We start from the raw sequence: 15,880 nt of genomic DNA on the forward strand, positions 1-15,880 counted from the left end.
ACATACATGCTTAAAATGGGAATTATCGGAGTAGGCGGGATAGCGCAGGGCAGGCATATCCCCGCATATCTTCAAATGCAAGAGAAAGTCGAGATCACAGCAGTACAGGATGTGAATAAAGAAAGGGCAGATGAAGTAGCATCAAAGCTTGGCATCACACAAGTATTTGATAACTATACGGATCTGTTTGATCTGGTGGATGCTGTAACGATCTGTACACCGAATAAGTTTCATGCAGACATCGCGGTAGCTGCACTTGAAGCCGGAGTTCATGTATTGTGTGAAAAACCGATGGCTATGACTGCAGAGGAATGCCAGCGCATGCTTGATGCTTCCCGCAAGTCAGGAAAAAAATTAGCTATAGCTTACCATTACCGGTTCACAGAACCAGCACAGGTGGCCAAAAAAGCAGTACTTAATCAAGAAGTAGGCGATCCACTTGTAACCCGTGTGGAAGCAATGCGTCGTCGTAAAGTTCCTGGCTGGGGCGTCTTCACAAACAAGGAATTACAAGGGGGCGGTAGTCTAATAGATTATGGCTGTCATATGCTTGACCTAGCCCTTTGGTTGCTTGATGGTCCAAAACCTGTTGAAGTTAGTGGCAGAACATATAACCGTCTTAGTAAAACACCTAATCAAATAAATGATTGGGGCGTATTTGATACCGAAACATTTGATGTGGATGACCATGTATCAGCCTATATTACATTTGAAGATGGAGCGTCCTTGTTTTTAGAGTGCTCATGGTCCGCAAATATCAAGGAAGACACACGACACCTGAGCATTTCTGGCGTTGACGGTGGTCTCAATCTCTATCCATTGGAATTTTATCAGCCAAAACACGGAACCTTCATGACAACGACAACGAAAGCTGATCATAATGAAGATGAGGCAGGTATCGCGCAGGCCCATAATTTTGTCGATAGTTGTTTAGGGAATGCTGAGCTAGTCGTAAAACCAGAAGAGGCACTTGAAGTCTCTCGCATTATTGAAGCCATTTATAAAAGTAGTGAAACAGGGACTTCTGTTCGTCTCTCATAATAAAGAAAGCATGGCTCTTTTGGGTGGCCATGCTTTTTCTAATACGTTATTAGGAAAACATAAAATTTCTAATCAGCAGCTATTAATTTAACTTGGTATTTTCTTTCGCGTGGGCCATCAAATTCGCAAAAATAGACACCCTGCCATGTACCAAGTACCAATTTCCCTTCAGCAACGATCAGCGTTTGGGCATGGCCGACTGTACTTGTTTTTAAGTGGGCAGCTGTGTTCCCTTCTGCATGGCGGTCCTTAGCATGATCCCATGGATAAACTTCGTCAAGGCGCATAAGCATATCCGTTTTTACATCAGGGTCCGCATTTTCATTGACGGTAATTCCCGCTGTTGTATGCAAGGAGGAAACGACGAGGATTCCTTCCTCGACACCTGTTTCATAAATCCATTCTTCTAACTTGCTCGTAATGTCGAGCATATCTGCGTGACGTGTTGTCTTAATTGAAAACGTTTTTTGCAATTCGATTCTCCTCTCGCAACATCCTGCTTTTAGTATACTACCCTTTTGAGGCAGATGGAAATCTATGTTTTATCAAATTGTTGCAAAGGATGTTTTTTTGTAGGTTTAAAAAGTTAAAAGTATACCAGTAACAAAGAATTAAGCTGGTGGAATTTTGAATTAATCAAACCATTCGCTAAAAGATGAGCAAATGCTATCTCTAACAACATTGACCTTATATATAGAAGCGTGATTAGAAATAAGAGCTGTCAGCAGTTCAATAGGGACAAATAAAACCGTGATTCGCGGAAATATTGCAAACAGAATTCGCTATTTATTTCCCGGGTAATATTTTTTGGCTATCTGTCGAAACAAGGATGAAAGGAAGCGAGAAAAATGGAACATATTCAAAGAACTGTAGAACAATTGAAAACCTACATTCCTACATCAACAAAGCGATCTGATCATAAGGCATTCTGGGCCATGTCCCTGTTAGAATCAAGCAAACAGCCCTTATCAGCTTCCATAACAGAAAGAGAATATCCTATTAAACAAGTCAAAGTACAGCATGTTGTTTATCAGGGTTTTGGCGGTACACCGATTCACGCCCACTACCTATTGCCAAAGAATGCAGAAGGAAAGTTGCCTTGTCTGCTATTCTTTCACGGGTATGGAGTGAATAAAGGATCTGTTGCACAGTATATGCAATGGCTGATCCAAGGGTACGCAGTGCTGGCGGTTGATAGCCGAGGTCATGGAGAAAGTGGCGATGCTGCGCTTTATTCTTCAGATGTAACTGGTAGCTGGGTGACGAAAGGGATATTAGATAAAAACGAATATTATTACCGGAATGTATATATAGATGCTGTCAGAGCAATCGACTTTCTCTGTACGAGGAAGGAGATAGATGCTGCACGCATTGGTGTGATTGGCGGTAGTATGGGCGGAGGAATCACGCTTGCAGCGGCTGCATTGGATGATCGCCCTAAGCTTGCCGTGGCGGATATGCCAAACATGTGTGATATCCCTCTGGCAATGGAGCAGAAATTTGAAGGCTCTTTAACAATAGTCGAGAACTTCCTGCGGCAGAATCCGCAACTTACAGATCAGGTTTATGAAACCCTGTCGTATTTTGACCATGTCAATCTAGTAGAGCAAATAACTTGCCGGACACGATTCGCGATTGGTCTACGTGACATTATTTGCCCACCTCAGCCGAGCTATGGTGTGTATAATTTGATACATGCTCCCAAAAACATCGAAGTCTATCCCTTCTCTGGACATGATATGAGTATGAATAGCCACACGGATAAAACGTTAGAGTTTATTGCAGCATATTTATAAAGAGGGTGTTTCGGCTGATAGCTAGAGAGTATCAGCCGAGAGCGAGGAGGCATCGCCCGAGAGCGAGAGAGTATCAGCCGAGAAGGAGGAGGCATCGCCCGTGAGCAAGAGAACATCGCCTGAGTGTGAGAGAGTCAGCCGAGAACGGAAGGATATCAGCCGATAGCTTGAGAGTATCGCCCGAGAATGAGAGAACATCGCCTGAGTGTGAGATAGTATCAGCGAGAGCGGGGAGGCATCGCCCGAGAGCAAAAACACATCACCTGTGAACGAGGAGACATCAGCCGAGAATGAGAGAGTATCACCCAAGAGTGAAGAAATATCACCCAAGAACCAACCTGATTCCAACCACCCACCAAGAAAAAAATCCCATTCTACTCCTATTCACCTATTGACACAATTTGGATTTCAACTTACGATAAATGAAAACGTTTACAAAAAGAAATGGGTGTGGGATATGGTGACGATTCATGATGTGGCGAAGTTAGCTGGGGTCTCGGTTGCGACGGTATCCAGAGTGGTGAATGAGAATAAGCGTGTAGCGGAGAAAACAAGGACGCGGGTAGAGTGGGCGATTAGCGAGTTAAACTATGCACCTAGTGTATTGGGCAGAAATCTAAGAACCTCAAAAAGCAATCTGTTGCTTGTACTGCTTCCGAGTATTTCCAACCCATTTTACACAGAAATTATTAATGGGATCGAGGATACGGCAATTGCAAGAGGCTACAATATTTTACTCTGTGAGACGGATTCCAATCCGAAACGGGAAGCCATTTATTTCAACCTTCTTCGCAACAGGCTTGCCGAAGGAATTATATCCATGGACCCCTCTGTAAATAAAAATAAACTGTTGGAGCTGGCAGAGAGCTACCCAGTCGTCCAGTGCAGTGAATATGACACAGAGAGCCCTATTCCGTATGTGACGATTGATAATGAACAAGCAGCATATGATGCTGTTACACATCTAATCGAGTCTGGTCACCAAAAAATTGCGCTAATTAATTCTGATGAACGCTTTTTGTATGCCAGACAAAGACAGAATGGCTATGAAAAGGCAATGGAGAAACACGGATTACCAATTCTTAATGAGTGGGTTTACAATGCAGACCATCTCCAATTTGGAGCTGGCCAAAAGGCAATCAGGACGCTCCTACAGCTCAACGATCGGCCTTCTGCCGTGTTTGCGGTGTCAGATGTTTATGCGATTGGGGCATTAAAGGAGATTCATAGATTGGGGAAAAAAGTACCAGAGGATATAGCCATTATTGGTTTTGATAAGATTACGTTTTCGGATATGGCGTTTCCAACATTGTCAACGATTGCTCAGCCAATGTATGAAATGGGTTGTATTTCAGCTGAGATGATTATGGATGAAATCAGTGGGGTTGTTGTAAATAGTAGAGTACTAGAGCATAAGCTTATAAAACGAGATTCTACATAAGGGAGAGAATCATATGAAAAAAGGAACGGCATTGGTAACAGGGGTTAGCCATGAAGATGGAATCGGGGCAGCAGCCTGCAAACGATTGGCTGCAGCTGGGCATGATATATTTTTTACACATTGGCAAGCCTCTGAAAAATGGGAGACACATTTTAAAGCAGAGATCACGCAATATGACGTACGGTGTGAAGCAGCATCGATTGATTTGGCAAATTCTGATGCGGCAATAAAGGTTCTAAACGCAGCAGAGGAGGCGCTCGATTTTCCATGTATTTTAGTGAATAATGCAGCTTATTCCACACGAGATGGCTACCAGCGGCTGGATGCTAAGACGCTGGATGCTCACTATGCGGTAAATATCCGTTCAGTATCTTTGTTATGTGTCGAATTTGCCCGCAGATTTGAGAAAAAGCAAATGCAAGCTGGAAGAATTATTAATATGACTTCAGGCCAAGCGCAGGGTCCCATGCTGGAAGAACTGGCATATGTAGCAACAAAAGGAGCCATCTCTGCGTTTACCCTTTCTTTGTCAGCGGAGATCGGAAATCTTGGCATTACAGTGAATGCCGTTAATCCTGGTCCGACAGATACTGGCTGGATGTCAGAGGAGCTAAAAGAGGATTTAGCACCAAAATTTGCGACAAAGCGAATTGGACTGCCAGACGATGCTGCAAGATTGATTGCCTTTCTTGCGAGCGATGAAGCAGCATGGATTACAGGCCAGGTGATAAATTCGGAGGGAGGCTTCTTCCGTAACTAATTCTTTCTTTAGTTGGTATGTGTTGATGACTAATTAATTCTCTAATCCATACAAAATTAATTCACTAAAAATTCGAAAAACAGGTTGACAGAATGGGCGGCAGTGTATATTATAAAGTCAAATGTAAACGTTTTCATTTATGGAAGATGTTTACCATTCCAAGGGGGTTAAAAGATGAAGTTCAAACGTTATGTCATTTGGTCATTATTGGTTATCTCGTTGGCAGTATTTTTAGCAGCATGTAATAGTGAAGGAGAAGAAACATCAAACACTGATGGAGAAGACAGCACAGATACTGGTGAAAACACAGAGGAAGCAACAGAAGATGAACAGGTTACAATCGTGTATGCACGTGGTGTGGATACGTCACCAGCAACAGATGCTGTCATTAAAGCATTTGAAGAGGCTCATCCTAATATTAAAGTGGAACAACGGGAGATGCCAGCAGACACTGGTCAATCTCATGACCAGTATGTAACCGCATTCAGTTCGCAAAGTACAGAAATTGATGTTTTTAACGCGGATGTAATCTGGCCAGCAGAATTTGCCCAAGCGAATTATGCATTAGAGCTGGATCGTTTCATAGAAAAGGATGGCATAGATTTGGAGTCTTATTTCCCAGGCACAGTTGCCGCAGGGAAATTTAATGGCAGACAATGGGCGATGCCGCAATATACAGATGCAGGGGTATTCTATTATCGTACAGACATTGTAGAAGAACCACCTGAAACATGGGATGAACTAATTAGCCAGGCAAAAGAACTTCAAGGGCAAGAAGGAACAGAGTTTGGTTATCTTATGCAATCTGCTCAATATGAAGGATTAATTACAAATGCAATTGAATATATTGCGTCCTATGGTGGGCAGGTCGTGGATGAAAATAATAATGTCGTAGTGGATAGCCCAGAGACAGTGAAAGCAATCGAAAAAATGCAGGAAGTAGTTGGCTCAGATTTTGTACCTGATAACATTCTTAACTTCATGGAAACCGAAACAGAGAATGCTTGGATAGAAGGGAAAGCGGTATTTGCAAGAAACTGGCCGTATATGATGGCTTCATCCAATGACGAAGAACGTTCCGCAATTGTAGGTAATGTGGAAATGGCAATGCTTCCAGCCGGTGATGAAGGAAGTGCTGCAGCGCTTGGTGGTTGGATGACGATGATTAACCGTTATTCAGAGCATCCAGAGGCAGCATGGGAATTTGTGAAGTTTATTTCTGGTCCAGAGGGGCAAAAAATCTCAGCTGTTGAAGGGGGACGTGCTCCTACATTAGTTGAATTGTATGACGACCCAGAGGTTCAAGGAGTTAGTTCATTATTCGCTAATCCGGAATTTAGAGAAGTATTGCAAACAGCAGTACCGCGTCCAGTATCCCCAATTTATCCGGAAATTTCTGACATTATGCAAATTGAATTATCAAAAGCGTTGACAGGTGAACAGTCTGCAGCAGATGCAGCTGCAAACATGCAGGAGAAAATGGAAGCCGCCATGGCGGAGTAACCTGAATAAAGCAAGATGAGGAGCAAGTTGCCCATCTTGCTTTTCTATTAAGCAAACATGAGCAAGGAGGATCAGGATGAAAAAAAACAATCGGCGTGGCTTTCAACTTAATGAGAAACAGCTCGGTTATGCCATGGTGCTTCCATCACTTCTATTAGTTATTGCAGTTGTACTATGGCCGGTTGCACAATCCTTTTATAACAGCTTGTTTGATTACAGGCTAAACGACCCCACAAGGTCACAATTGATGTTAGGAGCCACAATTGATTTAGAACGCTATGTCGATAATCATTTTTATATTGAAGGCCAGCTGGAAACGTTGGGCAGTGAGAATGAAGAATTAGCTGCCACAGCGACAGCGATACAAGAAGATATTGAAGGATTTCATGCGGAATTGATTCAGGATGAAGAAATGAAGCAAAAGGTCAAAAAGATTGATGAAATGTTAGCAAGCTATACCCCTGTCAGAGACAATGAGCTCAAATATGCCGATTTGGATAATGATTTTGCATCGGAGTACAGGGAAGCTTTAACCAATGCACAGAAAGAGTTAATGACTGCCGCAGAGCAGGCGCCGAATGAAGAAGTAGCGTCAACGATCACACAGACTGCTGATTTACTAGGTGCTACATCGGAAAATATTTTAGAATCAAACTTTATTGGACTAGCGAATTACGGTAAATACTTGAAAGACTCGAGAATGTGGGGAGCTTTAGGTAATACGGCATTTTTTACCGTCGTAACCGTAGCGCTTGAGCTTGTAATCGGGCTTGCAGTAGCGCTGTTAATCAACCGAGCCTTTAAAGGGAGAGGACTTGTCCGAGCATCTGTATTAATCCCTTGGGCGATACCGACAGCAGTAGCTGCCATGATGTGGGGCTTTTTATATGATGGGCAATCCGGGATTGTGGCCCACTACATGGAGGTATTTAACCTTATTCCAGGTGCATCGTGGTTGTTATCCACTGCAGATGGAGGAATGTTCTCTATCATCCTAGCAGATGTGTGGAAAACAACGCCGTATATGGCTTTGCTGCTTCTGGCAGGGCTCCAAACCATACCAACACCGCTCTATGAAGCCTCAAACGTGGATGGAGCGAATAAATGGCAGCAATTTTGGAGCATTACCCTACCACTCTTGAAATCTTCTATTCTCGTGGCACTATTATTCAGAAGTTTGGATGCCTTCCGGGTATTTGACTTAATTTATGTGCTAACAGGTGGTGGACCGGCGAATGCGACTGAGTCTATCTCGGTTTATGCCTATAAAACACTCTTTGCGCAGCAGAATTTTGGAGAAGGTTCGGTTCTTTCCGTTATCGTTTTCCTATGTGTAGCGCTCATTAGTTTTCTATTTGTAAAATTAATCGGATCCGATCTATTTGCAGGTCGTACAAAATGAGGAGGGGAAACAGATGAATAAAAAAGCAGGAATCGGATTTTATATCTTTTTGACAGCCTTTGTCTTTCTCGTCATGTTTCCGTTTATCTGGGTCTTTTTAACCTCCATTAAACCTGTCGGAGAGATTTTTTCATCCTTCCGATGGTTTACTACATCGCCGACCTTGGATTCCTATGATGCAGCTTTGACAAATCGCCCATTATTAAGGTATATGCTAAATAGCTTTGTCGTTTCTGGTCTAACAACTATTGTATCACTAGCTTTCGCAGCTTTTACGGCATACGCTGTGACAAGACTACCAATAAAGGGGAAGGGTCTCATACTTGGAATAGTTCTCGCCGCATCCATGTTTCCCCAGATCGCGATTATCTCCCCAATCTTTAATTTAGTAACAGATTTGGGTCTGCGAAACAGCTATCTAGGATTAGTAATTCCTTATATTACAATCAGTCTTCCATTATCGATCTGGATACTGGCAACCTTCTTTAAAAAGATTCCATTCGAGTTAGAGGAATCTGCTAAATTGGATGGAGCAAGTCCCTTCCAAACATTCCGGAAAATTATCTTTCCTTTGGCAGCGCCAGGAGTCTTCACGACAGGAATCCTCGTGTTTATCGCAGCATGGAATGAGTATCTCTTCTCCCTGACGATTAACAGTGATGATGTATGGCGCACCGTTCCAGTAGGGATTTCCATGTACCAGAGTCAATATTCTGTACCATGGGGCGATATTTCCGCAGCAACGGTAATTGTGACGATTCCGATTGTAATATTGGTGCTGCTCTTCCAACGGAGAATTGTGTCAGGATTGACTTCAGGGTCGATGAAGGAGTAGGTATTTTTCAAGAAGGGTAGCTCACTGGTTATGGCGTGCTACCCTTTTTATGTAAATGGAATAAGAAGTATATATTGGAAGTTAAGAATGAGCAGCTAAAGACAACTTTAAAGTGATCTATACAGATAGGAGGAAGGCGGGCTAAAGAAGTAATATTGAAATTAGCATAAAGAGGGGGATTATAAAGTGTGAAAATCAACCTTTATGATCATAATTGCTTTTATACTTTTAATCTTCACTAGCTGTGATAGTCCTAAGATATCAGAAGATGAGGCTGTATCTATTGTTTTAGAAAATCATACACGAGGTAGTGAAGAAGTTAAAATAAACGCTGTGAGTCACAGTTTTGGGGAGTAGAAAGTGGAGTGGGAAATTGATGCAGCTTGTGAGTTTGGCACGGTTTATATTGATGATCAAAGCGGCAAAATGGTAAAGGGCGAGGAGACAAATTGTTAAGGATGGAGTGTAAGGAGGCCATGTTGCCAGTGGATGTTCTAAATTGTGTACCTCGTTCAGTTTCGGTGTGTAGCAGAAGTTTGAAAGCCTAGTCCTTCCAAAAATAAGGATTAGGCTTTCAACAAATTATCATTTCCTTGCTACTAACAGAACTTCGGTTTTATCCAGATTACACTCTCTTCGAATTATATTAACTTACGCTTGAATACTTTACCGGCGAAGAAGTAAGCGATGGTCATAATACCGACACACCAGACAAGCGCAATCCAGATATCATTACTGATAGTGCCATCATACAAAAGAGTGCGGATAGCATTCACAATTGAAGTCACTGGCTGGTTTTCAGCAAATATACGAATCATTTTAGGCATGGATTCCGTTGGAACGAAAGCTGAGCTGATAAACGGTAGAAAAATGAGTGGGTACGAAAATGCACTTGCCCCTTCCATAGACTTTGCGGTTAATCCAGGAATGACTGCCAGCCATGTCAAAGCCAATGTAAACAGTCCGATTATCCCAATAACTATGAGCCATTCAATAATGTTAGCGTTCGAACGAAAGCCCATTAAGAGTGCGACAAGTATAACTACCAAGACAGTAAGCGCGTTGGAAGCAACTGAAGTTAATACGTGTGACCACAAGATCGAAGAGCGCTTTATTGGCATGGTAAAGAAACGTGCCATCAACCCGCTCTGTACATCAGTAAATAAACGCAAAGAAGTATAAGCGACACCTGATGCGATCGTGATCAGCAAGATTCCCGGTAACAGGTAATTAACATAATTTTCGGTTCCTGTCTCTATCGCTCCGCCAAACACGTAGACAAACAACAACATCATCATAATTGGTGTAATTGCCACTGTGATAATTGTATCTGGGCTACGCATGATGGTACGCATTAAACGCCCTAGTAACACCCCTGTTTTCCTGTTCATTTAAATCTCCTCCTTTTTGCCGATTATGGCGAGGAAGATTTCTTCCAATGTTGGTTGCTTCTCGAAATATTCCACTTTTGCTGGTGGAAACATCTCCTTAAGCTCGGCAAGGGTTCCAGTCTTAATGATTTTTCCGCCATGCAGAATCGCGATACGATCCGCTAATTGTTCAGCTTCCTCAAGGTACTGAGTTGTCAATAAGATGGTCGTACCCCCGTTGGCAAGCTCCTTGACGGTATTCCATACCTCAATCCGTGCCTCAGGGTCAAGTCCTGTGGTTGGTTCATCGAGAAAAATCACCTCAGGCTTCCCAATTAGGCTCATAGCGATATCAAGCCTACGCTTCATTCCCCCTGAATACTTATCTGCACGCTGGTTGGCCGCATCAGTTAGGTTAATCTTGCAAGTAGTTCGTTAGCGATTTGAGTTGGCTTGGAAACTCCCCGCAACTTGGCAATCATCACCAGATTTTCCCGCCCGGTTTGCATGCCATCTAATGCCGCAAACTGTCCTGTTAGGCTGATGCTTTGGCGAACATGATCGGCTTGTCTTTGAACGTCAAACCCGCTAATATTTACTTGACCGGCATCCGGATTTAGCAGTGTTGATAGGATGTTCACGGCTGTTGTCTTACCCGCTCCATTTGATCCTAACAAAGCAAAAATTTCTCCTTTTTGTACTACAAAATTTAATCCTTTTAACACTTCTTTGTCTTTAAAGGACTTTTTAAGGCCCTTTACTGAAATCGCAGTAGTGCTCATTTATCTTCCTCCTTATAAAATGGCTAGCAAACCAGTGATTCGGAACATTGCCTATAACCTGTAGACATAGCATATAGAGTTAGATTGCTACTATCTATCTACTTAGTGTTACTGGTATGCAGTAATACTGACTACTGGTCTAAAAATAAAACTGAATAATGAAGGTTAACAACTCGAATTTATAACCAACTACCCAGCCTTAATGATCTATTGAATGTACACTTTTCCAACGGCTTATGAGACTCAATTTAATTACTTCTTTTTATCAATTTTTTGCTTGACCGACTCTTGATAGAGATCCGCGTATGTTTTGGAGTCTTCAATTAGCGCATCACAGAATGCAGCAACATCTGTTCCTGTAACTTCAAGCACACCCTTGCCTGCAGCTACCCCTTCATCAAAGAAGGCGAGAATTTCAGATAGCAATCCAATACCTTCACCCAGCTCAACGGGACCGACTTTAAAAAGATATTTTTGGATCTCTTTATAGACGATCTGGTAATCTTGGGGAAGTGATTTGACACGCGAAACATGGGCTCTCCATTCTTTTTTACCTTCGATTATTTTTTTGATACTCATTTAAGCCCTCCTAATTTTCTTAATACGTTTTGGTTGAGTTGGTCACGCCACTTATCTCTGTATGTTTTTCCCCCGTCGTCTCCAACAAGTGCTGCGCAGAAGCCTTTAATATCATTACCTAGTACTTCTTCGACGGTTTGGCCATCTGCTGCTGTCACTTCAAGTAGTTCAAGGGCGCTGTCTAGAATCGGCATTAGGTTCCGTCCGGTAAAATCACTGTGAACCCAGAGATTATTTTTGATCTCTTCCCAAGCAGTTTGATATTCAACTGGTAGGAGTTTAGCTCGTGTTTCAAAATTTTTCATTTCTTTAGTCATATCACTGCCGGTTATTTTTTCAAAGAAGTTCATTTTAGTCATCTCCTTTTCATTTCTTTCGTTTTAAGTTCTTCAAGTTTGTTTGTGACAAAACCCCACTTTTCCCAAAAGAGATCAAGCTGCTCGCGGCCTGCTTCGGTAAGGGTGTAAAACTTTCTCGGCGGCCCAACAGTGGACTTTTTTTTCTCAATGTTCACTAGATTATTTTTTTCGAGCCTTATTGTAATCGTATATACCGTGCCTTCCACAACATCTGTAAAGCCTAGATCTCGCAAGTGCTGGGTGATTTCATAGCCGTACGTTTCCCCGCGACTTATAAGCTCAAGCACACAACCCTCGAGCACTCCTTTTAGCATTTCTGTAATATTTTCCAATTTCATCCCTCTTTTGTGTTTCGATACTTTTTTGCTCATTTATGTCTTACGTGTTAGTACTCTGTAATACTTATTACTGGTATATAGTATTACAGAATAGCTTGATTTGTCAACCCAATTTTTCGACCGACGTTTTTTCAAGTAACTAAGTAAGGTTTTATTCACCTGTGAAAGGGTAGAGATTATATAGCCATTAACAACAATAAGCAGTATAGAAGGAGAGTCTATCAATGAAAGCATCGGAAGCGGTTATTGATATTTTAAAAGATTGGAATATTAAGCATGTATACGGATATCCTGGTGATTCTGTAAATAATTTAATTGAAGGATTGCGTAAAGCAGAAGATGACATCCGGTTTATCCAGGTTCGACATGAAGAGGTCGGTGCGCTTGCTGCCTCGGCAGAAGCCAAGTTGACGAATCACGTTGGCGTTTGTTTATCAATCGGCGGGCCTGGAGCTGTCCATTTATTGAACGGAATGTATGATGCAAGGGAAGATGGCGCACCTTTAGTTGTCATTACAGGGCAAGTTTCCCACGATCTAATCGGAACAGACAATTTTCAAGAAGTAAATCTGGAGCGGATGTTTGATGATGTCGCGGTGTTTAACAAACGCGTAACTTCTGGTGAGCTCGTGCAACCATTACTTAAACAGGCCTTTAAAGAAGCGACTACACATAATGGAGTGGCTGTCTTAACGATTCCGGATGATGTTTTTAAAGAATCTGTTAAAAAAGATAAGCTGCGTTCAACCGTTCAAAGCAATTATCGACTATTCCCTGATAAGGAGGACGTTGCGCAGGCTGCTAAACTGTTACAGCAAGCGGAAAAGCCTGTCATCCTTGCTGGTAAAGGAGCGCTTTCTGCTCGGGAACAACTAGAAGAATTTGCACAAAAAATCGCAGCCCCTGTTGTCGTCTCTCTACGTGGTAAGGGAGTCCTCCCGGATGAGCATCCTTATAACTTAGGGAATTTAGGACAAATAGGAACTAAACCATCTTATGAAGCAATGGAAGAAACAGACTTGCTTATCTTAATCGGAACAGGTTTCCCTTATCGTGATTTCTTGCCTGATGATATCTCGGCAATTCAAATCGATATTGATCCTGCGAAAATAGGAAAATGGTATCCGACAGAGGTAGGGCTTGTCGGTTCTTCGGAAGAAATATTAGCTCGGTTTAATGAGCAGCTAACTTATAAGAAAAATCGTTCTTTCTTAGAAGCATGTCAAAAAAACATGGCGAACTGGTGGGAGCATTTAGATAAGATTGCAGAGGCAAAAGAAGGAGAAGCCTTACAAGGTCCACAAGTCATGCATGAACTAAATCGTTTTGTGGAAGACGATGCGATTCTTTCCGTTGACGTAGGAAATGTCACGTCATGGTTCGCAGGATTTTTCCGTATGACCAACCAGGACTTCGTTATCTCAAGCTGGCTAGCGACAATGGGCTGTGGTTTACCAGGTGCCATTTCAGCAAAATTAACCAACCCGGAAAAACAAGTATGGGCAATTTGTGGCGATGGTGGATTTTCCATGGGGATGCAGGACTTCCTTACAGCCGTTAAGTACCAATTGCCAATTAATATCCTTGTCTTCAACAATGAAAAAATCGGTATGATCAAATATGAACAAGAACAAATGGGCAACATTCCGTATCAAACAGACTTGCAAGGCATGAACTATGCGGAATTTGCCAAAATCAGTGGTGGAGCAGGCTATAAAGTTACCACACAAGAAGAGTTGCAAGCGGCACTAGAGGCCACAAAAGCGAATAATAAACCAACTATTATTGATGTGGATATAAAAGAACGTGCTCCATTACCAGGCAAAATCGAATGGAATCAAGCAAGATCTTATTCCAAGCATATGTGGAAAAAGCTCATGGAAGGTGAAGGAAACTTTGACATGCCACCATTAAAAACCGTGTTAAAACGACTATTTTAAGCTAAAATCAACGATCTAATTCCTGATCAGAGGGGATTAGATCGTTTGCTTACAATAGCTGGATGTCTTATATAAAGGAGAGTAGTAGAAAATGGATGATGTTTTTGCGATTATCTTAATAAGCCTCTTAGCGATTGTAATTATTGTCCCTGTCTTCCTAATCATTAGGCTTTATGTGCATGATAGAAAACAAGAGGAGCATTCTGTGTTACAAAATTATCCGCTTTTAGGCAAAATGCGGTATATCCTTGAAAAGATGGGACCTGAGTTAAGACAATACTTATTTAACAACGATAGAGAAGGAAAGCCATTTAATAGAAAACAATTCGAATATGTGAATAAAGCAGGGAAATACCAATCAAGCTTATTGGGGTATGGCGCAGAGAAAGATTTTAAAGAGAACGACTATTACCTGGTTAACAGTATGTTTCCCGCAACAGATAGGGAGTTAAAGGTAGAGAATAAACCTATCATTACGACACATATCTATGAGGTGAAAGAAGAAAACCTGTTTAGTAGAAAGGAAAAACGAAAAGAAACGCAAATCCAGCCGGCGTTTCTACCTGATGAAGAGCGGGTAATTTTAGGTGAAGACACGGTTAAGGAGCCTTTTTACTTAAAAGGAATCATCGGACAATCAGCGATGAGCTATGGCTCGCTTGGTGAAAATGCAATTACTGCCCTTTCAAAAGGGTTAGGAATGGCAGGCGGCACGTGGATGAACACAGGGGAAGGAAGTTTATCTCCCTATCATTTAAAAGGGAGTGTAGATATCATCATGCAAATAAGTCCTGGTTTGTTTGGGGTGCGAGATGACGATGGGAATTTTTCGTTTGAGGAATTTAAGAAAAAGGCGCAAACACCCCAAGTAAAAGCCTTTGAACTAAAACTCGCACAAGGAGCTAAAACGCGAGGCGGCCATGTTGATGGGAAGAAGGTCACCAAGGAGATTGCGGAAGTACGAAATGTAGAAGAAGGAAAAGACATCGACAGTCCAAACAGGTTTCCTGGTATTAACACAGCGGAGGAATTGTTACAGTTTCTGCAAGAACTCCGTGAATCCGGAGGTAAGCCTGTCGGTCTCAAGATTGTGGCAGGTAATGAAGCAGAAGTTGAGAAACTAGTTAAAGCTATGAAAGAAAATGATATTGTACCAGACTTTATCACTGTAGACGGAGGAGAGGGTGGAACAGGCGCGTCTTACTACGAGCTTGCCTATTCAGTTGGCTTACCTGCTTTTACTGCCATTCCCTTAGTACATGAATGCCTGGAAGCATTTGAGATTCGTCACAGGACTAATATTATTGCCTCAGGGAAGTTGCTCACCCCTGATAAAATTGCAATGGCATTATGCTTAGGTGCAGACCTGGTCAATATTGCAAGAGGGTTTATGATTAGTACGGGGTGCATTATGTCGCAAGTTTGCCATAAGAATACATGTCCCGTTGGGGTGGCAACAACAGATAAAAAGCTGCAGGAAGCATTGGTTATAGAAGAGAAGAAATATCGGGTATGTAATTATTTAGTTACCTTAAGGCAAGGATTGTTTGAGTTGGCAGCCATTGCAGGCCTTGACAGTCCAACCAAATTCACAAAAGATCATATCGTCTATCAATCTCAATTTAGAGCGTTTTCTAATTGGAGTAGTGTAGAGGCGAAATAGAAACGATTAAAGCACTGGTGAAAAACTGGTGCTTTTTTTGTGGTCAATGAAATGTCTCTTTTTTGAAGTAA

General features: G+C 42.0%; 14 protein-coding genes and 1 pseudogene. 9 read left to right on the forward strand and 6 right to left on the reverse strand.

Annotation, left to right across the window (positions count from 1 at the left end; genetic code table 11):
* The first annotated feature begins 6 nt into the window (after positions 1 to 6).
* Positions 7 to 1,041 (forward strand): Gfo/Idh/MocA family protein, encoded by a 1,035-nt coding sequence (locus tag AC6CHS_RS08455; RefSeq protein WP_498235583.1) that lies wholly within the window; start codon positions 7 to 9, stop codon positions 1,039 to 1,041.
* A 68-nt stretch (positions 1,042 to 1,109) separates the two neighbouring features.
* Here AC6CHS_RS08455 and AC6CHS_RS08460 read toward each other — a convergent pair whose 3' ends face one another.
* A complete protein-coding gene (locus tag AC6CHS_RS08460) occupies positions 1,110 to 1,514 on the reverse strand; it encodes a secondary thiamine-phosphate synthase enzyme YjbQ (protein WP_498235584.1) in 405 nt (134 codons plus the stop codon).
* A gap of 375 nt (positions 1,515 to 1,889) precedes the next feature.
* Between AC6CHS_RS08460 and AC6CHS_RS08465 the strand changes: the two genes are divergently transcribed.
* The 6 genes from AC6CHS_RS08465 to AC6CHS_RS08490 all read left to right on the forward strand — a co-directional run bounded on the left by AC6CHS_RS08465 (position 1,890) and on the right by AC6CHS_RS08490 (position 8,778).
* Positions 1,890 to 2,837 carry an acetylxylan esterase gene (locus AC6CHS_RS08465; protein ID WP_498235585.1) on the forward strand — a complete coding sequence of 316 codons (948 nt, stop codon included), beginning with the start codon at positions 1,890 to 1,892 and terminating at the stop codon, positions 2,835 to 2,837.
* Positions 2,838 to 3,294: 457 nt separating this feature from the next.
* Complete coding sequence (locus AC6CHS_RS08470; protein ID WP_498235691.1) at positions 3,295 to 4,278, forward strand: LacI family DNA-binding transcriptional regulator; 984 nt, start codon at positions 3,295 to 3,297, stop codon at positions 4,276 to 4,278.
* A 13-nt stretch (positions 4,279 to 4,291) separates the two neighbouring features.
* A complete protein-coding gene (locus AC6CHS_RS08475) occupies positions 4,292 to 5,038 on the forward strand; it encodes an SDR family oxidoreductase (RefSeq protein WP_498235586.1) in 747 nt (248 codons plus the stop codon).
* A gap of 174 nt (positions 5,039 to 5,212) precedes the next feature.
* Entirely contained in the window at positions 5,213 to 6,541 is a 1,329-nt protein-coding gene (locus AC6CHS_RS08480; protein ID WP_498235587.1) for an ABC transporter substrate-binding protein, read from the forward strand.
* Between the two features lie 76 nt (positions 6,542 to 6,617).
* A complete protein-coding gene (locus AC6CHS_RS08485; RefSeq protein ID WP_498235588.1) occupies positions 6,618 to 7,943 on the forward strand; it encodes a carbohydrate ABC transporter permease in 1,326 nt (441 codons plus the stop codon).
* A 13-nt stretch (positions 7,944 to 7,956) separates the two neighbouring features.
* Complete coding sequence (locus AC6CHS_RS08490) at positions 7,957 to 8,778, forward strand: carbohydrate ABC transporter permease (RefSeq protein ID WP_498235589.1); 822 nt, start codon at positions 7,957 to 7,959, stop codon at positions 8,776 to 8,778.
* A gap of 641 nt (positions 8,779 to 9,419) precedes the next feature.
* Here the strand turns inward: AC6CHS_RS08490 and AC6CHS_RS08495 are convergent.
* From AC6CHS_RS08495 to AC6CHS_RS08515, 5 genes and pseudogenes are all read right to left on the reverse strand, one after another.
* Entirely contained in the window at positions 9,420 to 10,169 is a 750-nt protein-coding gene (locus AC6CHS_RS08495) for an ABC transporter permease (RefSeq protein ID WP_498235590.1), read from the reverse strand.
* A pseudogene (locus tag AC6CHS_RS08500) lies at positions 10,170 to 10,930 on the reverse strand (ABC transporter ATP-binding protein).
* 252 nt (positions 10,931 to 11,182) lie between these two features.
* The gene (locus AC6CHS_RS08505) at positions 11,183 to 11,509 is read right to left on the reverse strand and encodes a DUF1048 domain-containing protein (protein ID WP_498235591.1); all 327 of its coding nucleotides are present in this window, start codon (positions 11,507 to 11,509) and stop codon (positions 11,183 to 11,185) included.
* Positions 11,506 to 11,859 carry a DUF1048 domain-containing protein gene (locus AC6CHS_RS08510; protein ID WP_498235592.1) on the reverse strand — a complete coding sequence of 118 codons (354 nt, stop codon included), beginning with the start codon at positions 11,857 to 11,859 and terminating at the stop codon, positions 11,506 to 11,508. Before AC6CHS_RS08510 ends, AC6CHS_RS08505 begins: the two co-directional genes overlap by 4 nt.
* A 5-nt stretch (positions 11,860 to 11,864) precedes the next feature.
* Positions 11,865 to 12,200, reverse strand: coding sequence for a PadR family transcriptional regulator (locus AC6CHS_RS08515; protein WP_498235593.1), 336 nt, complete (start codon positions 12,198 to 12,200; stop codon positions 11,865 to 11,867).
* Positions 12,201 to 12,430: 230 nt separating this feature from the next.
* Here AC6CHS_RS08515 and AC6CHS_RS08520 point away from each other — a divergent pair, with 230 nt between their 5' ends.
* Entirely contained in the window at positions 12,431 to 14,146 is a 1,716-nt protein-coding gene (locus AC6CHS_RS08520; protein ID WP_498235594.1) for a pyruvate oxidase, read from the forward strand.
* Positions 14,147 to 14,237: 91 nt separating this feature from the next.
* Positions 14,238 to 15,809: an FMN-binding glutamate synthase family protein gene (locus AC6CHS_RS08525; protein WP_498235595.1), complete on the forward strand. Its 1,572-nt coding sequence runs from the start codon at positions 14,238 to 14,240 to the stop codon at positions 15,807 to 15,809.
* Positions 15,810 to 15,880 lie beyond the last annotated feature (71 nt).

This window comes from Oceanobacillus sp. GQ8, assembly GCF_059758495.1.